General features: G+C 47.4%; 23 protein-coding genes and 1 tRNA gene. 22 read left to right on the top strand and 2 right to left on the bottom strand.

Translation table 11 applies throughout. From position 1 onward, the window contains the following. Positions 1-198: 198 nt before the first annotated feature. The 17 genes from AC58UU_RS28230 to AC58UU_RS28150 all read left to right on the top strand — a co-directional run bounded on the left by AC58UU_RS28230 (position 199) and on the right by AC58UU_RS28150 (position 18230). Entirely contained in the window at positions 199-1413 is a 1215-nt protein-coding gene (locus AC58UU_RS28230; protein WP_497320561.1) for an ATP phosphoribosyltransferase regulatory subunit, read from the top strand. 160 nt (positions 1414-1573) lie between these two features. After that, entirely contained in the window at positions 1574-2209 is a 636-nt protein-coding gene (gene hisG, locus AC58UU_RS28225; protein ID WP_057302649.1) for an ATP phosphoribosyltransferase, read from the top strand. 292 nt (positions 2210-2501) lie between these two features. Then, positions 2502-3788: a histidinol dehydrogenase gene (gene hisD / locus AC58UU_RS28220; protein WP_497320581.1), complete on the top strand. Its 1287-nt coding sequence runs from the start codon at positions 2502-2504 to the stop codon at positions 3786-3788. Continuing rightward, positions 3788-4396 (top strand): imidazoleglycerol-phosphate dehydratase HisB, encoded by a 609-nt coding sequence (hisB, locus tag AC58UU_RS28215; protein ID WP_497320559.1) that lies wholly within the window; start codon positions 3788-3790, stop codon positions 4394-4396. The genes hisD and hisB overlap by 1 nt, the downstream gene beginning before the upstream one ends. A gap of 2 nt (positions 4397-4398) precedes the next feature. Then, entirely contained in the window at positions 4399-5004 is a 606-nt protein-coding gene (gene hisH, locus AC58UU_RS28210; RefSeq protein WP_497320557.1) for an imidazole glycerol phosphate synthase subunit HisH, read from the top strand. Between the two features lie 285 nt (positions 5005-5289). Beyond that, on the top strand, positions 5290-6048 hold the full coding sequence (hisF, locus tag AC58UU_RS28205) for an imidazole glycerol phosphate synthase subunit HisF (protein ID WP_057302627.1): 759 nt from the start codon (positions 5290-5292) through the stop codon (positions 6046-6048). Then, entirely contained in the window at positions 6045-6707 is a 663-nt protein-coding gene (gene hisIE, locus AC58UU_RS28200; protein ID WP_497320555.1) for a bifunctional phosphoribosyl-AMP cyclohydrolase/phosphoribosyl-ATP diphosphatase HisIE, read from the top strand. Before hisF ends, hisIE begins: the two co-directional genes overlap by 4 nt. Before the next feature lie 25 nt (positions 6708-6732). Next, complete coding sequence (gene hisJ / locus AC58UU_RS28195; RefSeq protein WP_497320554.1) at positions 6733-7539, top strand: histidinol-phosphatase HisJ; 807 nt, start codon at positions 6733-6735, stop codon at positions 7537-7539. 75 nt (positions 7540-7614) lie between these two features. Then, positions 7615-8565, top strand: a complete 951-nt coding sequence (locus AC58UU_RS28190; RefSeq protein ID WP_057302624.1) for a ribose-phosphate diphosphokinase — start codon at positions 7615-7617, stop codon at positions 8563-8565. 307 nt (positions 8566-8872) lie between these two features. Further along, positions 8873-10609, top strand: coding sequence for a tetratricopeptide repeat protein (locus AC58UU_RS28185; protein ID WP_497320553.1), 1737 nt, complete (start codon positions 8873-8875; stop codon positions 10607-10609). Between the two features lie 180 nt (positions 10610-10789). After that, entirely contained in the window at positions 10790-11737 is a 948-nt protein-coding gene (trxB, locus tag AC58UU_RS28180; RefSeq protein ID WP_029195990.1) for a thioredoxin-disulfide reductase, read from the top strand. Between the two features lie 228 nt (positions 11738-11965). Continuing rightward, positions 11966-12913, top strand: coding sequence for an ROK family glucokinase (locus tag AC58UU_RS28175; RefSeq protein ID WP_497320551.1), 948 nt, complete (start codon positions 11966-11968; stop codon positions 12911-12913). Between the two features lie 76 nt (positions 12914-12989). Next, a complete protein-coding gene (rapZ, locus tag AC58UU_RS28170) occupies positions 12990-13877 on the top strand; it encodes an RNase adapter RapZ (protein WP_171641358.1) in 888 nt (295 codons plus the stop codon). Positions 13878-13908: 31 nt separating this feature from the next. Next, entirely contained in the window at positions 13909-14892 is a 984-nt protein-coding gene (locus AC58UU_RS28165) for a gluconeogenesis factor YvcK family protein (protein WP_497320550.1), read from the top strand. 5 nt (positions 14893-14897) lie between these two features. Further along, positions 14898-15830, top strand: a complete 933-nt coding sequence (whiA, locus tag AC58UU_RS28160) for a DNA-binding protein WhiA (protein ID WP_497320549.1) — start codon at positions 14898-14900, stop codon at positions 15828-15830. 148 nt (positions 15831-15978) lie between these two features. Next, a complete protein-coding gene (locus tag AC58UU_RS28155; RefSeq protein WP_028555561.1) occupies positions 15979-16248 on the top strand; it encodes an HPr family phosphocarrier protein in 270 nt (89 codons plus the stop codon). 131 nt (positions 16249-16379) lie between these two features. After that, the gene (locus AC58UU_RS28150; RefSeq protein WP_497320547.1) at positions 16380-18230 is read left to right on the top strand and encodes a stalk domain-containing protein; all 1851 of its coding nucleotides are present in this window, start codon (positions 16380-16382) and stop codon (positions 18228-18230) included. Between the two features lie 203 nt (positions 18231-18433). Here AC58UU_RS28150 and clpP read toward each other — a convergent pair whose 3' ends face one another. Both clpP and AC58UU_RS28140 read right to left on the bottom strand, forming a co-directional pair. Then, positions 18434-19015: an ATP-dependent Clp endopeptidase proteolytic subunit ClpP gene (clpP, locus tag AC58UU_RS28145; protein WP_029195996.1), complete on the bottom strand. Its 582-nt coding sequence runs from the start codon at positions 19013-19015 to the stop codon at positions 18434-18436. A 230-nt stretch (positions 19016-19245) separates the two neighbouring features. Next, positions 19246-19317, bottom strand: a tRNA-Arg gene (locus AC58UU_RS28140). A gap of 304 nt (positions 19318-19621) precedes the next feature. Between AC58UU_RS28140 and AC58UU_RS28135 the strand changes: the two genes are divergently transcribed. The 5 genes from AC58UU_RS28135 (at position 19622) to gpmI (ending at position 25402) form a co-directional block, all read left to right on the top strand. After that, positions 19622-20644 (top strand): sugar-binding transcriptional regulator, encoded by a 1023-nt coding sequence (locus tag AC58UU_RS28135; RefSeq protein ID WP_497320545.1) that lies wholly within the window; start codon positions 19622-19624, stop codon positions 20642-20644. Between the two features lie 85 nt (positions 20645-20729). Further along, positions 20730-21737 carry a type I glyceraldehyde-3-phosphate dehydrogenase gene (gene gap, locus AC58UU_RS28130; protein ID WP_497320544.1) on the top strand — a complete coding sequence of 336 codons (1008 nt, stop codon included), beginning with the start codon at positions 20730-20732 and terminating at the stop codon, positions 21735-21737. Between the two features lie 121 nt (positions 21738-21858). Continuing rightward, positions 21859-23040 carry a phosphoglycerate kinase gene (locus AC58UU_RS28125; protein WP_497320543.1) on the top strand — a complete coding sequence of 394 codons (1182 nt, stop codon included), beginning with the start codon at positions 21859-21861 and terminating at the stop codon, positions 23038-23040. A 69-nt stretch (positions 23041-23109) separates the two neighbouring features. Continuing rightward, the gene (tpiA, locus tag AC58UU_RS28120; RefSeq protein WP_497320542.1) at positions 23110-23862 is read left to right on the top strand and encodes a triose-phosphate isomerase; all 753 of its coding nucleotides are present in this window, start codon (positions 23110-23112) and stop codon (positions 23860-23862) included. Between the two features lies 1 nt (position 23863). Next, the gene (gene gpmI / locus AC58UU_RS28115) at positions 23864-25402 is read left to right on the top strand and encodes a 2,3-bisphosphoglycerate-independent phosphoglycerate mutase (protein ID WP_497320541.1); all 1539 of its coding nucleotides are present in this window, start codon (positions 23864-23866) and stop codon (positions 25400-25402) included. Positions 25403-25429: the final 27 nt, after the last annotated feature.

Below are 25429 nucleotides of genomic sequence, written 5' to 3'. Positions count from 1 at the left end.
CTAAAGAGCCGTACAGCTCTTTTTTTTGCGTATGAATGAGGAGATATCAAGAGCAGATAATCAGGGGAAAGACGATTGACGGTCCTAAGCTTACGTGATAAAATAGCCGTACATTCTTTATTTTGGTAGTATGGTAGCACGTTACTGTGTTAAAGTGAATGAAAAGAAAATTGAATTCCTACATGTTGAGGTGAGACGGTGTCAAAGCCAAAAGTATTTGAAAAACCGTTAGGGGTTAAAGATTACTTGCCCGAAGCGGTTACGAAACTGCGAAATATTGAATTCCGTGTATTGGCCTGTATGGAACGCTGGGGTTATAACCAGATCATTACGCCTACACTCGAATATTACGATACCGTTGGTGTTGCGAGCTCCACAGAAGATAAAAAGCTGTTCAAGCTGCTCGACCGTAAGGGAAAGACGCTTGTTTTGCGGTCTGAATTGACAGCGCCAATAGCGCGTGTAGCTTCTTCCTTGCTCAAGGAACATGCGTTCCCATTGCGCTTATCTTATCATTCGAATGTCTTTCGTTCGATTGAAGAGGAAGCTGGACGGGATTCGGAGTTTTTCCAGACAGGCGTCGAGCTTATTGGAGATGCTTCATCCGAAGCGGATGCTGAGGTTGTAGCGTTAGCGATTGCTTCGTTGCAAGCGGCTGGCGTAGGCGCATTTAAGATTGCGCTCGGTCACGTAGGCTTCCTGAACGGTTTGTTCCAGGAAACGCTGGATGGACGCAGTGATGCACAGCTCGCGCTGAAAGAGCATTTGCTCAGTCGCGATTATGTGGGTTACCGCGAAGCCATTAAGTCATTGGCTCTTACACCGGAGGTGGAGCGTGAGCTTATTGGCGTGCTGCGACTTAGAGGCGGAGATGAAATTTGCGAGCAAGCTCGTATGGTATCACAGCACCCTATCGCGCAGGATGCGATTCGTCATTTATGCGAAGTATGGGATGTATTGAAAGCCTATGGGGTTAGTGAGCATGTAGTCATAGATTTAACGATGATTGGAGATTTCTCCTACTATACAGGTATGACCTTTGAGGGCTATGCTGCCGATTTAGGCTTCCCGGTGTGCAGCGGCGGCAGATATGATAATCTGCTAAGTCAGTTTGGGCGTCCGGCTCCAGCGACGGGGTTTGCGCTCAAGACAAACCGAATCCTAGAGGTTACAGCAAAAGAGAACGTGGAGCAGCCAGGTCGTGTGCTGATTGCTTACGATGCAGAGCATCGTGAAGAAGCGCTGCAGTTGGCGAAGGCTATGCGCAGCAGTGATGATGAAGTTATCATAATCACACAGTTGGTAAGCGAGTATGAAGCTTGGTCGAACGAGTTGTTGAACAAGGGAGACGGCTACGAGCTTGGCGGAACGGTTTACAGTGATGTTATTACGATGATTGATAAAGAGGTTTGATTCGGAGCAAGTGAAAGAGCAGGAGCAAGAGCAAGTGCAATAACAAGTGCAAAAACAAAAACAAGAGTAATAACAAGAGTAAAAACAAGAGCAAGAGCAGAATCAAATGAATGAGTTCGTCTCGCTCCGTTGATGGGAAGTTTTGAAGGAGGTTGGAACGGTGGATGATATTCTAAAAGTAGCGATGCCGAAAGGCCGTATATATAAACAAGCAGCGAAGCTTTTTCATAAAGCGGGTCTGCCGATTCCGGAGGACCTGGAAGAAGGACGCCGGTTAATCATTCCTGTTCATGAAGCAAGAATGGAATTCATTTTAGCGAAACCGGTGGATGTACCTACCTATGTCGAATATGGCGTAGCGGATATCGGGGTTGTCGGTAAGGATGTCCTGATGGAGGAGAACCGCAACGTGTACGAGCTGCTGGATCTGGGCATAGCACGTTGTCGGATGTCGGTTATTGGACTGCCGGATTGGAAGCAAGAGATTAATCCGCGCGTCGCGACGAAGTATCCGAACGTCGCTTCTCAGTATTTTCGCGAGCGAGGGCAGCAAGTTGAGGTTATTAAGCTGAACGGCTCTATCGAGCTTGCGCCGCTGATTGGCCTTGCTGACCGGATCGTGGATATGGTCGAAACGGGAGAGACGCTTCGGGAGAACGGACTTGTGGAGCAAGAGGAGATTTTTCAGATTACGAGCCGCTTAATTGCGAATCGGGTGAGTTACCGTATGAAGAATGATTCTATTCAGCGGTTGTGTGATATGCTCCAGGCTGTTTTGCCTGTGATTAAGGCGTAGAACGCACTTTAGAGGAACGACGATCCTCTATTTGAACGAAAACGTTATGGAATTCAAATTAGCGGAACGAGAGTACTCTATTTGAGCGAAATTAGGGTTCGAAGAGGCAGAAACAACGAAATAAGGGATCCTCGTTCCCCGAATTCATGAAATAGGCTGTTTTCCAGCAAATAACGCATCCACGTTCCTCTCATGGAGGACCTGTTATCGTAAAGCGCGGAAAATGGGGCAAAAAAGTAGCTATGGTGCAATCGAGATAAATAAGTAACAAGATCAAGAGAGGATGATGAAGATGCGGATACTTCCCGCCTCGGAATTTCAATTGAACCGCGAGGTCGAATACGGCTCCCCAGAGCAAAATGAGACCGTCCGCCGCATCATCGATGAGGTGCGGCAGGACGGAGATGCCGCGCTCAGGCGCATGGCGCAGCAGTTCGACCGCGTCACCGTCGCTGAGCTTCGCGTCAGCGACGAGGAGATCCAAGCGGCGTACGCGCAGGTCGACGCCGAGTTCCTGACGGCGTTGCGGCAAGCCGCCGCCAACATTCGTGCGTTTCATGAGAAGCAGAAACGCACATCGTGGATGGACCTGCAGGCCAACGGCAGCCTGCTGGGCCAAATCATCCGGCCGCTGAAGCGGGTCGGATTGTACGTGCCCGGAGGGAAGGCGGCTTACCCTTCCTCCGTGCTCATGAACGCCATCCCCGCGATCGTCGCAGGGGTGCCGGAGATCGCGATGGTGACGCCTCCGGCCACCGCGGGGGAAGAGGGCATCAACCCGCATATCCTCGTGGCAGCAGCCGAAGCGGGTGTGAAAGAGATCTACCGCGTAGGCGGGGCGCAGGCGGTAGCCGCGCTGGCCTACGGCACGGAATCGATCCCGCCGGTCGATAAGATCGTCGGGCCCGGCAACATCTACGTCGCGCTGGCGAAGCGCTTCGTGTTCGGCGTCGTCGATATCGACATGATCGCCGGACCAACCGACATTGTCGTGCTTGCTGATGAGCACGCCGATCCCGAATACGTCGCGGCCGATTTGCTGGCGCAGGCCGAGCATGACGAGATGTCACCGTCGATTCTGGTGACACCATCAAGAGAGCTTGCCGAAGCAGTTCGGCAAGAGCTGTGGCGGCAGCTGGATCTGCTGCCGAAGAAAGCCATCGCCTCTGTGTCTACAGCGACCAAAGGAGCTATACTCCTTGTGGATAACTTGGACGAGGGCGTTGACGTTGTCAATCGCTTGGCGCCGGAGCATTGCGAGCTGCTGGTACAGGAGCCTTTTAATCTGCTGCCGCGCATTGAGAATGCTGGAGCTATTTTCCTCGGCGCCTACAGCACGGAACCCGTCGGCGATTATTTCGCTGGACCTAACCACGTGCTGCCGACGAATGGCACAGCCCGTTTTTCATCGCCACTGAATGTGGACGATTTCCTGAAAAAATCAAGCGTTATTCACTATAGCAAGGAAGCACTGATCGCAAACGGCGAAATGATTATGACGCTGGCCCGTAACGAAGGGTTGGAAGGTCATGCAAGAGCAGTAGAGATCCGACTCAAGAAGGAAGGGAAGTTGAAATAATGGCTGAACAAGATAAAGGGATCGCTCGCTCAGCGCGTGTAGCCCGTAAAACGAATGAGACTGACATTGCCCTCGCGTTTCAAGTAGATGGAACAGGGGTTTCTGAGCTCCAAACCGATGTTCCTTTCTTGAACCATATGCTTGATTTGTTCACGAAACACGGACAGTTCGATCTGAACGTCGTCGCAAAAGGCGATATCGAGATCGATGATCATCATACGGTTGAAGATATCGGCATTTGTTTAGGTCAAACCCTTCGTGAAGCACTAGGCGATAAAAAAGGGATTAAACGCTATGCCAGCGTGTTCGTTCCAATGGATGAAGCCCTTGCTCAAGTGGTTATCGACATTAGCAACCGACCGCATTTCGAATATCGTGCGCAGTATCCTTCACAAACTGTGGGTAGTTTTGATACGCAGCTTGTTCAAGAGTTTCTGTGGAAGTTTGCTCTAGAAGCCCGTATCACGCTGCATGTTATCGTGCATTACGGACAGAACACGCATCACATGATTGAAGCTGTGTTTAAAGCATTAGGCCGAGCGCTAGATGAAGCGACATCGATTGATCCTCGTGTGCAGGGGGTTCCTTCGACGAAGGGAGTGCTGTAAGAATGATCGCCATTATTGATTATGGAATGGGCAATTTGCACAGCGTAAGCAAGGCTGTCGAGCGTCTAGGTTACGAAGCTGTTGTAACAGGGGATGCTGAGCAGATCCTTGCAGCTGAGGGTGCTATCCTACCTGGTGTAGGCGCATTCGGGGACGCGATGGAGCAGCTGCGCGAGTCGGGGCTGAATGATGTCGTCATCCGTTATGCGGAATCGGGCAAGCCTCTGTTGGGTATTTGCCTTGGTATGCAGTTGTTATTCGCCAGCAGCGAGGAGCATGGGGATCATGAGGGGCTTGCCCTTTTACCTGGCTCGGTCGTTCGCTTTCGCGGCGACTACAAGGTGCCGCATATGGGTTGGAATCGATTAGTCTACAAACAAAGTGCGAGTCCGATTTTCCAAGGTATCGAAGAAGGGCACGTGTACTTCGTCCACTCCTATCATGCGAAGCCGGAGCGCGAAAGCGATCTGCTGGCGGTAACGGATTATAATCAGCCAGTGACGGCTATTGTAGGCAGAGATAACGTATACGGCATGCAGTTTCACCCCGAAAAAAGTGGGGATATCGGCATGCAGCTGCTCAATAATTTCCTCGCTATGTGTAAATAAGCAAATAACAGTCTTTATCGACTCTTATTTTGTGTACTCGGGCGGTTTTGACACAGATAGAAGCATCTAGGGACTCTTATTCGGTATGAAAAGTTTAAAGGCTTGATTCCGGAGGAAATAGAAGTCTGCAAAGACTCTTATTTGGAGTCATTTAGCCAGTTTTGCAGAAATAGAAGCTTTTAGAGACTCTTATTCGATGCAAAGCCATGGAGCTTTATTGTGGAGGATGAGCAATCCAGCTGTTTTGCATAAATAGAAGTTTAGCTTAGGAAGGAGGTGCCCATCATGTTAGCCAAAAGAATTATACCTTGCCTAGACGTCAAGGATGGCAGGGTGGTCAAGGGCGTAAATTTCGTTAATTTGCGCGATGCAGGCGATCCGGTGGAGCTGGCAGCGATTTACGATAAAGAGGGCGCGGATGAGTTGGTGTTCCTCGATATTTCGGCTTCGGTGGAAGGACGGGCGACGATGGTGGAGGTTGTCCGTCAAACGGCAGGGGAGATTACGATCCCTTTCACCGTTGGCGGCGGCATCTCCAGTGTAGACGACATGAAACGCCTGCTTCGCGCCGGAGCGGATAAGATCGGTATCAACACAGCGGCGGTTCGCAATCCTCAGCTCGTTTCGGATGGAGCGCGGAAGTTCGGTTCCCAGTGTATTGTCGTTGCCATTGATGCGAAGTTTAATGCAGAGTGGGGCGAGTGGGAAGTGTTTACGCATGGCGGACGCAACGCCACAGGTATCAAGACATTGGAGTGGGCGAAGCGTATGGAAGAGCTTGGCGCAGGAGAAATCTTACTTACCAGCATGGATGCAGACGGGACGAAGGATGGCTTTGATTTGAAGCTAACGCGTGCCGTGTCCGAGCTGCTCACGATTCCTGTGATTGCTTCCGGTGGAGCGGGCAAAGCGGAGCATTTCTACGATGTATTTACCGAAGGCAAAGCCGATGCAGGGCTGGCAGCAACCATTTTTCACTATAAAGAGTTAACGATTCAAGGGGTCAAAGATGACCTTAAAGGTAAAGGGGTTGAAATCCGATGACATTTTCAATAGATCAGATTACTTATGATGCACAGGGTCTTGTACCTGCCATCGTGCAGGACGCAATCAGCAAAGAAGTACTCATGCTTGCTTACATGAATAGCGAGTCATTGCAGCGTACGATACAAACGGGTGATACTTGGTTCTGGAGTCGTTCCCGTCAAGAGTTGTGGAACAAGGGGGCAACTTCCGGTCACACGCAAAAGGTAAAATCACTGCGCTACGACTGCGATGCAGACACGCTTTTGGTTCTTGTGGAACAAGTGGGACCTGCTTGCCACAATGGGACTTACACGTGCTTCACAGCTAACATTCCTCTTGGAGATGAAGGTTCTGCGCAAGAAGCCGCGCCTGCTGCCTCTGCTGGTGATCGTTTCGCGATCCTTGGCGAGTTGGAAGCTGTTATTGCTTCGCGCGACGCTGAGCGTCCTGAGGGCGCTTATACAACGTATCTTTTCGAAAAAGGTGTCGATAAGATTCTCAAAAAAGTCGGCGAAGAAACGGCCGAAGTGATTATCGCAGCCAAAAACAAAGATAACGATGAGCTTCGCTATGAAGCGAGTGATCTTATTTTTCACTTAATGGTACTTTTACGTAATAATAAATTGCCTTTGGATGATATTATGAAAGAGCTGGCTAATCGGCACGTCAAAAAATAAATAAAACGACCTGGAGTGATCCACGATGTTGATTGATTATCATACACATCATGTGCGCTGCGGTCACGCCTCTGGGGAACTGGAGGAATACGTCAAACGCGGCATCGAGATCGGGCTCACACAGTTGGGGCTTTCGGATCATATGCCGCTTTTGCATGTGGACCCTGCGACTTATTGGCCGGAAATGGCCATGCCGATGGAAGAACTGCCTCGCTATGTCGAGGAGTGTCTGCATCTTAAAGAGAAGTACAAAGATCAGATTGATATCCGTGTCGGGCTAGAGGGCGATTATATCGAAGGCTATGAGACGGAGATTGCTGCAATTATCAATGCGTACCCATGGGACTATGTTATCGGTTCGGTCCATTTCCTTGGCGAGTGGGATATTTCTGATTTTAGGCAGCTTGCGGGTTGGGATGGCAAGGATATTTATGCCGTTTATACCCAATACTACGAGGCAGTGAAGAAAGCAGTCCGAACCGGACTGTATGATTATATCGGTCATATCGATATGATTAAACGATTTGGTTACGTCCCTGATCGGGATCCGTGGGAGCTGGAGAAGGCGGCACTAGACACTGTGAAAGAATGTGGGCTTGCGATCGAGCTGAATGCTTCGGGCTTGCGACATCCGTGTAAAGAGATGTTCCCGAGCCGCCGGATGCTGGAATATTGTCATAAGGTGGGAATTCCTTTGACGCTAGGTTCGGATGCGCACCAGCCGGATCGGTTGTCCCAATATTTGGACGAAGCTAGGGAACTCTTGAAATCCGTTGGATTTAACGAAATAGCCACATTTTCTGCCCGAAAACGACATCTTGTGACTTTTTAATTTCGACATGTTTCATGTATAATGAGTAGGAACTGTATAATCTATTTAATGAACCTTCGGAGGTAACCATTAACCATGCATAGCGACAATGTTAAAATCTTTTCCGGATCTTCGAATCCGAAGCTTGCGGAACGTATTTGTAAAGAGCTCGGCCAGCCGCTTGGACAAATTAAGCTTTCCCGTTTTAAAAGCGGAGAAATTTACTGTCTTTACGAAGAAACGATTCGTAACTGTGACGTATTCCTGGTACAAACTTTTTCCCATCCGATTAATGAGCACATGATGGAACTTCTGGTCATGATGGATGCGGCGAAAAGAGCTTCTGCAAGAACGATCAACCTTGTCATCCCTTACTATGGTTACTCTCGTCAAGAACGTAAAGCTGCTCCGCGTGAGCCGATTTCTGCTAAATTAGTAGCTGACTTGTTCAGTGCAGCAGGTGCAACTCGTGTTGTAACGATTGACCTTCATGCACCTGCGATTCAAGGCTTCTTCAATATTCCGGTGGATCATCTGACGGCTCTTGATCTTATCAGTGATTGCATCAAGAAGAAAAATTTACCTAACCCGATCATCGTATCTCCGGATGCGGGACGTGCGACAACTGCTGAAAAAATGGCGAACATTCTCGATGCGCCATTCGCGATGATGATTAAGAAACGCCCAGAACACAATGAGTCTGTGATTACCCACGTCATTGGTGATGTTGTAGGACGTACACCGATCATTATCGAGGATCTGATCGATACCGGTACGACGATTGTCAACGTTGTTGAGAGTCTGAAGGAAAGAGGAGCGCATGACGTATATATTTGTGCGACACATCCTGTATTCTCCGGACCTGCCTTGCAGCGTTTAGATCACCCTAGCATTAAGGAAGTTATCATTACGGACTCCATTGCGATTCCAGAAGGACATTCCGATAAATTCAATGTGCTGTCAGTAGCTCCGCTGTTGTCTGATGCGATTCGCATTATCAACGAAGGCGGATCCCTATCATCCCTCTTCAAATACGGCGGCGTATAAGGAGCTTTACAAGGCGACTTTGAAAACGATGCGGATGCTGGAAGTGGATTCGGCGTCGAATCTTGAACGAAATCCGGGAAGTCCGGTACTCACGTAGGCTTACCTACGCTCCGTTCCTCCTTCCTCGGATTTCGTCCAACCTTCTCGGTTTTGAAAGCCGACTTTTAAAGCCACTATTGAACAAGGGTCTAGAGCGGAGTTTAAGACCAGAACTATAGACCAGATCTTACCTTCGGATTATGTTTTTGGCTTCCAAGCGATCTATGGTATAATTTGAGTGTAATCAAATTGCCGGAGGTGTCTTGCTATGGAAAAGATTAAGCGTGTGTCCGAAGCGCCAAAGCCTAAAGTTATCTCAATTAACATGGATGCCGCATTCTTTTTCGAGAGAGCGGTTCAATCTTTGGATCGGTTTCATTATGATAAGGCATTGAAATATTTCCGGCGAGCTGCAGAATATGAGCAGGATAACCCTGTGAATCACTGCAATCTCGCAGGAGTTCTCTCCGAAATGGGCAATTATGACGAGTCGAACCAAATTCTGCAGCATGTCCTTGATACGATCGATCCCGAGATGACGGAATGTCACTTTTATATGGCAAACAACTATGCCAACATGGAAAATTTCGAGCAGGCCGAACAAGCGTTGGTTCGATATTTGGAGACTGACCCAACAGGTCAATTCATGGATGAGTCCGAAGAAATGATGGAAATGCTGAGCTACGAGCTTGAACGTCCCGCCCCTCTCACTAGCATTAAGAGTCGAGAAGGGCTCTTCGAGCATGATAAAGCCCGTGCGCTTCTCGAAGAGGGTAAATTCGCTGAAGCTGTGAGGCAGTTAGAGAAATTGGTGAAGAATCAGCCGGATTTCACTGCTGCTCGCAACAATCTGGCCCTTGCTTATTACTATATGGGTCAGTTTGAGAAGGCAATGGAAACGATTCGTGCGGTGCTCGACATCGATGCCGGAAATCTGCATGCGCTATGTAACATGGCCATTTTCCATCAGCATTTCGGTAACAAGGAGGAGTTAGCTGAGCTAACATCTCTATTGTGCAAGACGTTTCCTTTTCAGCAGGATCATGTGTTCAAGCTTGCAACAACGATGGGCATCCTTTCTGAGCATGAGAAGGCATACCACTTGTTTAAGCGCCTGCTTAAAGCAGGAGACGGTGCAGCAGACCCTTGCCTCTATCATTACGCAGCGGTAGCGGCCAGCCATATCGGTCGATTCGGCGAAGCTTACCGTTATTGGAAGCAAGCCGAGAAGCTTGATCCAGGCGCCGAAATCTCCAAGTTTTACTTGGAACAGCTGCGCTCACGCGAGAAGGTCGAAGGGCCGCTAACATGGAGCTATCACTACCATTTGCCTTTCGAAGAGCAGTTTAGGGTATTGGAGAAATCCACGCAAGGGATCCCAGACCAATTGAAGAAAGATCCGCTAGTACGATCCTCCTTCTTCTGGGCTTTGCGTCATGGTGATATCGAGACGAAGCTGCAGGTGATCCAAGCGTTCGGCTTAATTGCTGATAATGAAGTGAGAGATGCTTTGCAGGATTTCATCCTAGATCGTCAAGAGGATGACTATTTGAAACGAGTCGCTATTTTCGTACTTCGCAGTATGGGGATCCGAGAGTCACTTCCTGCCTATCTTGAGAACCAAGAGATTATGGTAGAGGCCTCGCCTTACTCGCCGCATTTGCCAATTTGGGATGCCAAATGGCAGAGTGTGATGGAAACGGCGCTGTCCCATATGCACAAGCGCTACGATATGGTTCAACAGTATGATTTGGAAATCTTATGGGTTGAATTTCTGACGAAGATCTACCCGGGTGTGCCTAAGATTCATAAATCCGAGGGCTGGGCGGCAGCGTTAGAATATTTGATTGCCAAAATGCATCGCCGAGCTATTTCCTATCATGAAGTATCTGCACGCTATGGCGTTACAGTCTCTACAGTAAGCCGCAATGTAAAGTTGATTGATGACACGTGCGGTTTACGTGAGAAAATGGAAGCTATTTTCAACAAATTCACGAGTATTTGATAGCCAGTCTTTTGCCTTGTCGAAAGACCTGGCTTTCATACATAAATAAAGCGGCGGTTTCGACTGCTCGCAATGAAGCACAATAAAGCGAAGCATACGAAGGCTGTCTTGCTGAAGCAAAACGCAGGCGATGCTTACGTAGATAGCTTTCCTGAGGAAAGCACCTAGGAGGGAAACCATATGTACAAATCAGTCGTTGTAGGAACAGGACCATCCGGTCTAACAGCAGCCATTTATTTAGCGCGCGCCAACCTTAGTCCACTCGTTATTGAAGGGCCAGAGCCAGGCGGACAGCTTACGACTACTACCGAAGTAGAGAACTTCCCCGGCTTCCCTGAAGGGATTATGGGTCCTGAGTTAATGGAGAATATGCGTAAGCAAGCAGAACGTTTCGGCGCCGAATTCAAAACCGGTTGGGTGAACTCTGTTGAGCTGACGAATCGTCCGTTTAAACTGCAAGTTGAAGGTCTTGGCGAGATCGAGACAGAAACACTGATTATCTCCACGGGTGCTTCTGCCAGATTGCTGGGAATTACGAATGAGCGAGAAAACATCGGACGCGGCGTAAGTACTTGCGCAACATGTGATGGATTCTTCTTCCGCGGCAAAAAGATTGTTGTCGTTGGTGGCGGTGACTCAGCCATGGAAGAGGCGAATTTCCTTACTCGCTTTGCTTCGGAAGTTCGCTTAGTCCACCGTCGCGATGAGCTTCGCGCTTCGAAGATTATGCAGGACCGTGCTCGCGGCAACGAAAAAGTGAAATGGGCACTGAATAATACACCGCTTGAAGTTATAGCTGGTGAAAAAGGTGTAACAGGCCTGAAGGTCAAAAATAACGAAACCGGTGAAGATGAAATCATCGAAACGGATGGTATCTTTGTAGCTATTGGTCATACACCGAATACGAAGTTCTTAGGTGGACAAATCGATACGGATGAGCACGGCTATATTATTGTGAAGCCGGGCACGACGGAGACGAATATCCCTGGTGTATTTGCTTGTGGTGACGTGCAAGACACGAAGTATCGCCAAGCGATTACAGCGGCAGGAAGTGGATGCGCAGCTGCCTTGGAGGCTGAAAAGTTCCTAGAAGGCAACATCGTTCACGATTGGAGCCAGTCGCTGTAAGTGGTCTGGAGTCTTTACAGCAAACGTGGAGGGCTAATCTCTCCACGTTTTCTCATTTCTTTGGGAGCTGTTGAATCTTGACCAGTTTACAGGCTTGACTTATAGTTGGAACAGGAGCATAAGTAAACCCCACAAAGTGACGCATGCCTTCGAAGCTTATAACAATTACTTTGCGGGACCCCGGAAAATGTCCGAAAATTATATGAATATTCATGAGGTGACCTTGCAATGTCAGATCAGATTTATATCGGTGTAGATTTAGGCGGTACGAATATCAAGGTGGGTATCTGCGACGAGCAGGGGAAGTTGCTGCAAACGTTTGAAGGTCCTACAGGCGCGGAGAATGGTTCTGATTTTGTAATTGAGCGAATTGCGCAGTATGTACGCCAAATTGTCGAAGAGTCTCCGTTTGAGTGGGAGCAAGTGGCTGGTATTGGCGCAGGTTTAGCCGGATTCATGGATATTCCGGAAGGCTTCGTCAAATTCTCTCCAAATTTGCTATGGCATAATGTCCCTGCGAAAAAAATGTTGGAAGGATTTCTTGGTAAAACGGTTAAGATTGACAACGATGCCAATGTAGCTGCTTTAGGCGAAGCTTGGGCTGGTAGCGGAGCTGGAATTCCAAATGTAGTTTGCTATACGCTTGGAACAGGTGTTGGCGGCGGGATTATTATTAACGGGAAAATTTATCAAGGTTCTACGGGTATGGCTGGAGAGCTTGGTCATATGTCCGTTGTGCCCGACATTGAAGCGATTCAGTGTGGATGTGGACAAATGGGTTGTCTAGAAACAGTTTCGTCAGCGACAGGCATCGTTCGTATGGCTAATGAAGCGGTGGAACGCGGCGAGAAAACGTCATTAGCTCTTCATGAGAAAATTGAAGCGAAGCATGTCTTCGATGCAGCCAAGAGTGGAGATGAAGTATCCCTGCGCATCGTGAACCGTGCTGCATACTATATTGGACGTTCGATGGCTGCGATGGCTGTTATTATTAACCCGAAACGATTCATTATCGGTGGTGGTGTTTCTAAAGCAGGGGAAATTTTATTCCAACCGATTCGTGAAACCTTTAAGAAATACACGCCAGAGACAGCCTCTGAAGGTGTTGAGATCGTTGCTGCAACACTTGGTAACGACGCTGGCATTGTAGGCGCTGCTGGTTTGAATTTAAGATAAACGTAATACGTACTGTTCGTATGGTTAGCAGATCTGAGTTGGCCTGCGAGAAGCACTCCAAAGGAAGGTGTCATTCATGGAAGAAAACCACCCTTTAGCGAAACTGGTCATAATTACAGGAATGTCAGGTGCAGGTAAGACGATTGCCGTACAGAGTCTAGAGGATCTAGGATTCTTCTGCGTCGATAATTTACCTCCTGTGCTGATTCCTAAATTTGCTGAGTTGATCGAGCAGTCGATGGGGAAAATCGGCAAAGTGGCACTGGTGATTGATTTGCGAGGGCGTGAATTTTTCACTGCACTTCAGGAGTCGCTTCGTTATATTCAAGAGAATTACACGCTTAGTTATGAAATTCTATTCCTAGATGCTACCGATGCGACGCTAGTACAGCGTTATAAGGAAAGTCGCCGCCGTCACCCGCTAGCTCCCGATGGAGCGCCGCTTGAAGGTATTGGTCTTGAGCGTAAACTGCTGGAAGAGCTGAAAGGCTTAGCCACACAGGTTATTGACACAAGCACGCTTAAGCCGGTGCAGCTCAAAGAAAGAATTATTTCCCGGTTTACCAATTTGGAAACAAACCGCATATCTATAAATGTAATCTCCTTCGGATTTAAGTATGGTGTCCCAATTGATGCTGATTTAATCTTCGATGTTCGCTTCTTACCGAATCCACACTATGTGGAACAGCTTCGTCCACAAACAGGTCAAGATCCCGATGTGTATGACTACGTGATGAAGTGGAGCGAAACGCAAGAGTTCCTGAATAAGCTGCTCGATATGCTGAATTTCTTAATGCCTCAATATAAGAAAGAAGGCAAGAGTCAGGTTGTTGTAGGCATAGGTTGCACTGGAGGTAAACATCGATCCGTCGCCATCACTGAATATCTCGGTAAAGTGATGGGGAACAGCGAAACCGAAACCGTGCGTTTGAGTCATCGAGACGCCGAGCGGGACCGTGTATAAGCAGTCCTACGATTAAGAGGGTGAAAGAAGTATGGAACATGTTGAATTACAACGCAAGCCCAGAATAGTCGTTATTGGCGGTGGAACAGGTCTTTCGGTTATGCTTAGAGGATTGAAGGAGAAGCCGGTTGATATTACAGCCATTGTGACGGTAGCGGATGATGGAGGAAGCTCTGGTATTCTCCGGAATGAATTGCAGATGCCGCCTCCAGGTGACATTCGCAGCGTGTTAACGGCCCTTGCTGATGTCGAGCCCTTGCTGTCGCTTATTTTGCAATATAGATTTCAAGTGGGTACAGGTTTAGCTGGACACAGTCTGGGAAATCTAATACTAGCAGCTCTTACGGATATTACAGGTGACTTTGTCACTGCGGTTCAAGAGATGAATCGGGTATTTGCTGTCCGAGGTCGGGTCCTTCCCGCATCGAATCAAGCTATCGTGTTGAAAGCAATCATGGAAGATGGTACCTTAGTCGTAGGCGAGTCCAAGATTCCAAAAGCGGATGGACGCATTAAGCGTGTATTCATCGAGCCGGCTAACGTGACACCGCTAGCTGAAGCCGTTCAAGCTATACGCGAAGCAGATGCTATATTATGCGGCCCAGGTAGTTTATATACCAGCTTGCTGCCGAATCTACTTGTCCCTGGGATCTCGGAAGAGATTGTGAAATCGAATGCTGTAAAGTTGTTCATCTGCAATGTGATGACACAGCCAGGCGAAACCGACGACTACTCGGTCAGCGATCATCTGGATGCCATTTATGATCACCTGGGCCAACACTTGTTTGACTATGTGATTGTGAACAATGGGGAAATCCCTCCGCAAGTCCAGGCTAGATATGCGGAAAAGGGTTCGAAAGCGGTTCATTTGGACCTAGAAGAAGTCACGAAGAGAGGGTATCGGATTATTGCTGATCGACTCGTGCTATTTCGTACCTACCTTCGTCATGATGCAGAGAAATTGAGTGACCATATTTATCAGCTCGTCGAAAGCTGGATGTTAAGGAAGAAGTGAGTCCCTTGTCCTTTGCGGCAACAACCAAAAAAGAATTGACGTTAATTACAGATGCGGAAGCATGTTGTGAAAAAGCGGAGCTGTCGGCTTTGATTCGAATGAATGGATCTGTGCAGATAACCAGCCAACGCGTCGTACTTGATATTTCCACCGAAAATGCAGCTATTGCAAGGCGGATATACACGCTCATCAAAAAGACGTACAAATTACACACAGAGCTGCTCGTGCGTAAAAAAATGCGTTTGAAGAAGAATAACGTGTACATTGTTAGAGTTCCTGGTCAGGTCCAGGAGCTGCTCAGTGATCTGAAAATTGTTTCCGAAGGGTTCATCTTCACCACGGGAATTAATAAAGAGATCATTCGAGGCAACTGCTGCAAACGGGCCTATCTTCGTGGGGCATTCATGGCTGGAGGCTCGGTGAATAACCCCGAGGGTTCTTCTTATCATCTCGAGATTGCCTCGATTTACGAGGAGCATTGCAAGGCTTTGTCGCAGCTAGCGAACAAATTCGATTTGAATGCCCGCTGCATCGAACGCAAAAAAGGGTTCGTCTTGTATATCAAGGAAGGCGAGAAGATTATTGAGTTTCTAAGTATCATTGGCGCACATCAAGCGCTGCTGCGCTTTGAGGATGTCCGGATCATGAAGGATATGCGTAACTCGGTTAATCGTATTGTTAATTGTGAAACAGCGAACCTCAACAAGACGATTGGTGCAGCTGTTAGACAGATCGAAAATATCCGTCTCCTACAAAGGGAGGTCGGACTGGATAGCTTGCCTGAGAAGCTAAGAGAGGTTGCCGAGATTAGACTTCAGCATCCCGATCTGAATCTCAAGGAGGTTGGCGACATGCTTAAGGGCAGTGTAAGCAAATCTGGCGTCAATCATCGTCTGCGAAAAATCGACGAATTGGCTGAAAAACAGCGAAATTCGTAGATAAGAAGGCCCTGTACAGCGCATCTATAAGTTTTTCTCATTTTTTCTAGTGTACTTCAGGGAAAAATGGTATAATGTTAAAACATAGGGTTTAGCACTGTTATCAATAGTAATTCATATAAGCTCCATATTAGGGGGAATTAGTTCCATGTCCAGACGTCCAGTCGTTGTGAAGTTGAGAACAGGACTTCATGCCAGACCTGCGGCATTGTTTGTTCAAGAGGCGAATAAATTTTCATCTGAGATCTTTGTTGAGAAAGATGAAAAGAAAGTGAATGCGAAAAGCATCATGGGAATTATGAGTCTTGCGATCAGTACAGGAACCGAAGTCTTCATAAGTGCAGAAGGTTCGGATGCCGAGCAGGCTGTAAACGCTTTAGTCACATTAGTTAGCAAGGAAGAATTGGAAAACCAATAATCCTTCAAAAGCTTCCTTTCGAGGAGGCTTTTTTGCGAGTGAAGTGGCCATACAGTACAGCGAATTTTAATAAGTGTCAATTTTGTTAACAATTAGGGAAATTAGCAACCTTTTTCTCTTGTCGACGTCTAATGAACGTGGTCAACGAAGGAAAGGGCTATTTGCCATTTCTGCCGTACCGCATTCAAATGTTAAAGGAGCCAGAGAAAAGAATGAAATTGAATTCGCTAAAAAAAGAGGTTACCCTCCTGCTTGCGCTGATCGTGTTTCTTGCTAGTACGATCGTAGCACCGGCAGCTCACGCGGTATCGACAAGCTCGTCCTTCATTTTACTTTATATCGATAAGTCAGAAGCGTTCGTGAATGAGGAGCAAATCCATTTGGAGTCTCCGTCCACGATTATCAATGGCAGTACGTTCGTTCCTGCTAAGTTCCTTGGGGATACGATGGGTTTCAAGGTGGAATGGAATGATGCATCACGGACCATTCAGATGACTCCTCCGGGCTACGACATCGTTCTCGATTCTGATCATAAGACTGTGACGACCAATGGGGTAGATACGCCTTTCAACACGGTTGCTGCGATCGTAAATGGGAAGCTTCTGGTGAAGCTAACTTGGTTAGCAGACTATATGGGCGCGAAGTACAAGTATAACAATGAACTCCGTCGAGTGGAAATCGTGCACTTTAAGACGCCCGAGGGTATCTACATTGACCAGGATAGCAACTCCAGACCTGTAGCTAAGTTTGCAACAGCAAAGCCTACATACCGTCTTGGAGAGCCTGTGAAGTATCTCGATCTTAGCTATGATCCCGATGCGGAAGGTATTGCATCCTATGATTGGGCTGGCAATCAAGAAGCCTTTTTCAAACCAGGTAAATATCCGGTTACTTTGACGGTTAAAGATGGGCACGGACATGTAAGTAAATTGTTCAAAAGCTTTGTAACGGTGGTTAATGAACCTTATTTGACTGAAGTTGAATACCCGATTTATATGAAGCCGGTTGGTGGTTTCATCAAGTCAGACTGGGGCACAATTTGGGCTCATTTCAATGAGATGCCTCTTTTGCCTAAAAAAGTAACTGAGGTTCCAGGGCGTACGCTGCTAGTGAGCGACAGTCCGGAAGAGTTTACTGAGAGTGGTATTCTGTACCGCGATAACATCAATGGTAAGGCACGACTGTATGCCGATCACATCAATGGTACGAAGCAAAAGATGACCATGGCGATATTCGCAACGAATAACTCGGATAAACCGGTTAAGATCAAGACAACGAATAAAGGAGAGGTGTATCCTTCCGTTTATGCGAATTTGATCGGTAGCGAAGCGTCCGTAGACTTCCTTTTAGGCAATGTGTACACAGACGAACTGACGGTTCCTCCTCATGAGACTTACGTGTATGCGAAGCTTCCGGATTTCTATCCAGGGCAGGGTGTGAACTTATTTTACGATGTGGAAACAGACGGTGAGCTTCAAATCTCATTCGGTGTAACGGATCGCATGCTGACGCCAACGATAGCACAAGAGCTTCCGTTATTGGGCTTCACAGGCCACGTGCGTGGGACGTTCCCGATATCGGAGATTAAATGGGATATAGACGCCACGAGTTTCGCGAAAACATCGGTACTAACGATAGGGGATAACAAGACGGATCCGTTCGTCAAAGGGTATGACGTGATGCGTAAGCAGAATGTGGAGAACGGCGGTAATTATGGCGTAGTCTATAAAATCCATGCGGATAAGCCGCGCAAAATGGCTGTTATGATTATGGCCAAAGGCGGCGTGTTCAAAGGACCGTTCAAAATAAACGGTGAGATCATTCCAGTTCCATATTCCGGCGTCATCACCGCATTTGACGGAATGGAAGTGCTGGCTCGTACAACGGGTACGGAAGACGCGCTGGACATCGAGTTCACGCCTCCGGCAGGATCGGCATTCCCGATTGACCTGATTTTCTATCCATTGGATGAGAAGAAGTAAGATAGAATCTAGGTGGAACTGAATAGATAAGAGCCAATGGAGACTAGTTGCTTAACTAGTTTCTAGGGGCTCTTTTTTTTAAGTGTCAATAAGGAGTGGAGCATGCGGAATAAGGGTTGATAAGGCGCATTAATGTATAAAAAAAACCAGCTGCACGGCCGCTCGTTTGAGCAGTCACTGCAGGCTGGTTTTTATTTTACAAATTAGACGCGCTCGATGACTTTATCGATGAGTCCGTATTCGGCCGCTTCCGCAGCGCTCATGAAGTTGTCGCGGTCTGTATCCTTTTCGATGCGCTCGAAAGTTTGGCCCGTGCGCTCTGCTAGGATTTTGTTCAGGTTATCTCTCATTTTCAAAATACGCTTAGCGCGGATTTCGATGTCTGAGGCTTGACCTTCAGCACCGCCAAGCGGTTGGTGAATCATGACTTCGCTGTTAGGCAAAGCGTAACGTTTGCCTTTGGCGCCTGCTGTGAGGAGGAATGCTCCCATAGAAGCAGCCATACCAACGCAGATCGTGGATACGTCTGGCTTAATGAACTGCATCGTGTCAAAGATGGCCATACCGGCTGTAATGGAACCGCCAGGGCTGTTGATGTAAAGCGAGATATCTTTATCAGGATCTTGTGCGGCCAAGAAAAGTAGCTGAGCAATGATGGAATTAGCCACAACATCGTTGACACCCGTGCCTAAGAAAATAATGCGGTCTTTCAGCAAGCGAGAGTAGATGTCATACCCTCTTTCACCGCGCGCGTCCTGTTCGACGACCATAGGAATAAAACTCATGAGAATGACCTCCTTGGGGTGGGTACATGGTTAAAAGATTGATGCGTGGAGTCAATGTCATCATAGAATAATGAAATTGATCTCTTTTGTACATACTGTTTACAGTATCTACAAGTATGATAACGAAAAAACCTCTGAAGGTCAAGAAAGGTCAAACTAACAACAAAAAAAATCAGCAAGGATGCTGATTTTGGCCATTCTGGTGCTGATTCTGCTGTAATTCTTATGAACGCGCCCGAAAGGAATCGAACCTTTATCTCAGGCTTCGGAGGCCTACGTCATATCCATTGGACCACGGGCGCATAAAAAGTTAAAAAGTGAAGCAAGGGTTATTATATGTCAGACGCTCAGAAAAAGCAAGACAGTAAGCCCTTTCAGCCCATATTGGTGAAAAATGTTTGAACAAATGTTGAATCTGGAAAGATTATTGGTTATAATGAAAATGTAAGATATCAGAAAGCATTCACGCCGAGCAATCTTCAGTGAATTCATCTTTCTGATGTGGGAATTGTGTAAGGAACTTTTTTTTCGCCCGGGTGGGACGCAAAATGTATACCCGGGACATAAAACGTCCATCGACGGATCAGGAGCGTTAAAAGTCGTCATATGAGAGAAATTCTTGACATTCAGAAACAGCTCTTGCCGGATCTCATGGACATCATGAAGAAGCGGTACTCGATTCTACATCACATCTTAGTCTCCGGTGTTGTCGGACGCAGAACGTTAGCTTCTTCGCTCGATATGACTGAACGCGTGCTGCGCGGGGAAGTTGATTTCCTTAAGGAGCTTGGACTTCTCGAATCGGATGCAACAGGGATGAAGATTAGTGAATCGGGTCGTCAATTGCTTGAGGACATGCAGCCCATCATTAAGATGGCTTTTGGATTAACGGACTTGGAGGAAAGTATTGCTAAGTCATATGGCATCTCGCAAGTGATTGTTGTCCCAGGAGACTCCGATACTTCGGTATTTACGAAGAAGGAGCTAGGACGTGCAGGTGCAGCAGCACTCCGCAAGTACGTGTCCAAAGATGATATCATCGCTGTAACCGGCGGATCTACGATGGCGCAGATTGCTAATAACCTGGCGATATCTTCTTCCATGAAAGGCAGTTGGTTCGTACCAGCTCGCGGTGGACTTGGTGAGAGTGTGGATATGCAGGCGAACACCATTGCTTCTATTATGGCCAAGAAAACAGGCGGTAAATACCGATTGCTGCATGTACCGGATCATCTCGGGGAGGAAGCGTACCAATCGCTTATCCAAGATCCGCAAATTCAAGAAGTTGTTGACGCTGTACGCAGTTGTCGCATCGTTGTACACGGTATCGGAGATGCTATGGTCATGGCGCGAAGACGTAAGGTTGACGCCGAGACGACACGCAGTCTGGAAGCCGAAGGTGCTCTCGCAGAGGCGTTAGGATATTATTTTGACCGTCAAGGAAATGTGGTTCACAAGATGCCAACCGTAGGACTTCGTCTGGAGGATCTCCAGCGTGTTGAAGTCGTCATTGGTGTAGCCGGCGGGAAGAGCAAAGGGGAAGCGATCGCTTCAGTGCTTCGTCATGGACAGGAAGATGTTCTTGTGACCGATGAGGCAGCAGCTTTAGAAATTATGAAGCATGTTTAATAAAGACGAAAGACATCATAACGTATGCCTTCATCAGCTGCGTTTTGAAATATAATTATTTATTTAATCTTAGGAGGAATTGGCTATGACAACAAAAGTAGGTATTAATGGTTTCGGACGTATTGGTCGTAACGTATTTCGCGCAGCTTTGAACAACTCAGAAGTACAGATCGTTGCAGTAAACGATTTGACTGACGTTAAAACATTGGCTCATTTGCTCAAATATGACACAACTCACGGTAAACTAGACGCTACAGTTGAAGCTGGTGAAGGCGAATTGATCGTTAACGGTCGTTCCATCAAAGTTTTTGCTGAGCGTGACCCTGGGAACCTGCCTTGGGCATCTGTAGGCGCAGAAATCGTTATCGAATCTACTGGTATTTTCACAGCTAAAGAAAAAGCATCCCTTCACTTGAAAGGCGGAGCTAAGAAAGTTATCATTTCCGCTCCAGCTTCCGACGAAGATATCACAATCGTACTTGGTGTTAACGAAGATAAATACGATCCGGCAGCACACACAATTATCTCCAACGCTTCTTGTACAACAAACTGTCTGGCTCCTTTCGCGAAAGTTATCAACGATAGCTTCGGTATCGTAAAAGGTATGATGACAACTGTTCACTCTTACACAAATGACCAATCCGTGCTTGACGTTCCTCATAAAGATCTTCGTCGTGCTCGCGCAGCAGCTGAGAACATCATTCCTTCCAGCACTGGTGCAGCAAAAGCAATTGGTCTTGTTCTTCCTGAACTCAAAGGCAAATTGAACGGTATGGCTATGCGTGTTCCTACACCTAACGTATCCGTAACTGACTTGGTTGTTGAATTGAAAGTTAACGTAACGGTTGACGAAGTAAACAGAGCTCTGAAACAAGCTTCCGAAGGCCCTCTTAAAGGCATTCTGAACTACACAGAAGATGCTTTGGTTTCCAGCGATTTCAATGGCGACCCAGCTTCCTCCACAATCGATGCTCTGTCCACAATGGTAGTTGGCGACAACATGCTGAAAGTGGTTTCCTGGTACGATAACGAGTGGGGCTACTCCAACCGTGTTGTTGACTTGGTAGCTTTCATCGCTAAAAAAGGTCTGTAATTTCATAGATCATCAATGAAAAACCACATGAAGGGGAGAAGAGATTCTCCTCTTTATGTGCGATTTTCCCATATAAAGGTTGACCGGAAGTATACCATACACGTTCAGGAGGCTTTGACCTATGAGTAAGAAAAGTGTTCGCGATGTTGAAGTAGCTGGTAAAAGAGTATTTGTTCGCGTTGATTTCAACGTACCTGTAGAGAATGGTCAGATCACTGACGATACACGGATCAGAGAAACACTGCCTACGATTAAATTTTTAGTCGAAAAAGGCGCGAAAGTCATTCTTGCAAGTCACTTCGGACGTCCTAAAGGTCAAGTCGTTGAAGAACTGCGTTTAACACCTGTAGCTGCAAAATTGGCTGAATTGCTTGGTCAATCCGTGATTAAAGCGGATGTATCGGTTGGCGAAATTGTGAAAGCGCAAGTGGATGCTCTTGAAAATGGTGACGTTCTCTTGCTTGAAAACGTTCGTTTCAATGAAGGCGAAGAGAAGAACGATCCTGAATTGGCAAAAGCGTTTGCTGAGTTTGCAGACCTGTTCGTCAATGATGCATTCGGTGCTGCTCACCGTGCGCATGCTTCGACGGAAGGAATCGCACACTTCATTCCAGCGGTTTCCGGCTTATTGATGGAGAAAGAGCTTGATGTTCTAGGTAAAGCATTGAACAACCCAGAGCGTCCTTTCACAGCCATCGTTGGCGGATCCAAAGTGAAAGACAAAATCGCTGTCATTGAGAACCTCCTGAACATTGCAGATAACGTCCTTATTGGCGGTGGTCTGTCCTATACATTCCTGAAAGCACAAGGTCACGAAATCGGTAAATCCCTCGTGGATAACGAGAAACTCGACCTGGCGCTTAGCTTCATCGAGAAAGCCAAAGAAAAAGGCGTTAACTTCTTGATTCCAGTTGATATCGTTGTTGCTGATAAATTCGGCGCAGATGCGAACACACAAATCGTTGGCGTTGACGGCATTCCTGCCGATTGGGAAGGTATTGATATCGGACCGAAAACACGTGAACTATACGCAGATGTAATCGCGAAATCTAAATTGGTTGTTTGGAACGGACCGATGGGCGTTTTCGAAATCGAGCCTTTCTCCCATGGTACACGTGCTGTAGCACAAGCTTGTGCTACAACTGAGGGTTACACCGTTATCGGTGGTGGCGATTCCGCTGCAGCAACAGAGAAATTCCACTTGGCTGACCAAATGAACCATATGTCCACAGGTGGCGGAGCTTCCTTGGAGTTTATGGAAGGTAAAGCATTACCAGGCGTAGTAGCCTTGAACGATAAATAATGATTTTCACACAGTGAACGCTTACGATGCCAGTTATTCTGGCGAATAACTTTAAGGAGAGCCAATCCAATGAGTAGAAAACCGATTATCGCGGGTAACTGGAAAATGTTCAAAACCGTTTCCGAAGCAGTTAGCTTCGTGAATGAAGTAAAAAGCAGCACAGTAGAAGGCGTTGAGAGCGTAATTTGCTCCCCATTCACGAATCTGCCTGCTTTGGTTGAAGCTGTGAAAGGTACAGACGTTCGCGTAGGAGCGCAAAATTTGCATTTTGAAGACAATGGCGCATTCACAGGTGAAATCAGCGGCATTATGCTGAAAGATCTAGGCGTAGAGTACGTCATTATCGGTCACTCCGAGCGTAGAGCTTACTTCGCTGAAACAGACGAAATCGTGAATAAGAAAGTCGTTGCGGCTTTCAAACACGGCTTAACTCCAATCCTTTGCGTAGGCGAAAAGTTGGAAGAACGCGAAGCGGGTCAAACGAAAGATGTTTGTAAAGTGCAAACAGAAGCAGCTTTTGCTGGTCTTAGCGCAGAGCAAGCCGCGCAAGTTGTTATCGCTTATGAGCCAATTTGGGCTATTGGTACAGGTAAATCTTCCACTGCTGAAGATGCACAAGATGTCATCGGCTACATCCGTCAGCTTGTAAGTGGTTTATACGGCGCGTCCGTAGCTGATGCGGTTCGCATTCAATACGGCGGCAGCGTGAAGCCAAACAACATTGCTGAGTACATGGCACAGCCTGACATTGATGGCGCACTTGTAGGCGGAGCGAGCTTAGAGCCAGCTTCCTACATCCAGCTTGTCCAGGGGGCGAAGTAACATGTCGAGACCGAAACCGGTAGCACTCATCATTCTCGATGGCTTCGGACTCCGCTCGGAAGAGCAGGGGAATGCGGTTGCTCATGCCAAAAAGCCTAACTATGACCGTTACTGGTCGAGTTATCCACATACAACCCTTACTGCTTGCGGTGAGGCCGTAGGTTTGCCGGAAGGCCAGATGGGGAATTCTGAAGTGGGACACCTGAATATCGGCGCTGGCCGTATCGTTTATCAGGATTTGACGCGGATTTCCAAATCGATTCGTGATGGTGAATTTTACGATAATGAAACGATTCTAGGCGCATTTCGTCATGCAAAAACAAACGGAAAGAAGCTGCACCTCTACGGGTTGCTCTCCGATGGCGGCGTACATAGTCACATTCAGCATTTGTTTGCTTTGCTGGACTTGGCTAAAAAAGAACAATTTGATGATGTGTACATCCATGCTTTCCTAGATGGCCGCGACGTGGCTCCAGATTCTGCAAAGAGTTATATGGCCAGCCTGCAGCACAAAATTATGGAAGTCGGCGTAGGGCATATTGCGACCGTTCAAGGCCGCTATTATGCGATGGATCGCGATAAACGTTGGGAGCGGACGGAGAAATCCTACCGTGCCATGGTTTATGGCGAGGGCCCTGCTTACACAGATCCAATGAAAGCTATTGTTGAATCCTATGAGAAATCGATCTTCGACGAGTTCGTTATGCCAACGGTTATCGTCTCCGAGGATGGCAAGCCGGTAGGTCTTGTAGAATCAGGGGATGCGGTTATCTTCTTCAATTTCCGCCCTGACCGTGCGATTCAGCTTTCGCAAGTCTTCACGAATGAAGATTTCCGCGGTTTTGACCGTGGTCCTAAAGTAGCTAAGAACCTGTACTACGTATGTCTGACACTGTTCAGTGAATCCGTAGACGGCTTCGTTGCCTACAAGCCTAAGGATCTCGACAATACCCTCGGTGAGGTGCTGGCTCAGAATGGTCTAAAGCAGCTTCGTGCAGCGGAAACAGAGAAATACCCACACGTGACTTTCTTCTTCAGTGGTGGTCGGGATGCTGAACTGCCAGGCGAAACTCGTCTTCTTATTCCTTCGCCGAAAGTAGCTACGTACGATTTGCAACCAGAAATGAGTGCATATGAGTTGGCAGCTGCTGTGGTTAAGGAAGTCGAAGATGAGCGTCATGACGTGATCATTCTCAACTTCGCAAACCCTGACATGGTAGGTCACTCCGGTTTGCTGGAGCCTACAGTGAAAGCAATCGAAGCAACAGATGCTTGTCTAGGTCAAGTTGTAGAAGCAATCCTCGCCAAAGGCGGCGTGGTGTGCATTACAGCAGATCACGGGAATGCAGATGTTGTTACGAATGCAGATGGATCACGCAACACAGCACATACAACGAATCCTGTGCCTTTTATTGTTACGGACAAATCTGTTACACTAAGAGACGGCGGAATTTTGGCAGATATTGCCCCAACGATGCTAGACTTCTTAGAGGTTACACAACCGGAACAAATGACCGGGACAACCATCATAAAGCGCTAATTCAAACATAATATTAAAGGAGTGTTT

Source organism: Paenibacillus sp. JT22N1, assembly GCF_059692155.1.
This window is presented reverse-complemented; position numbering and strand designations above follow the sequence as displayed.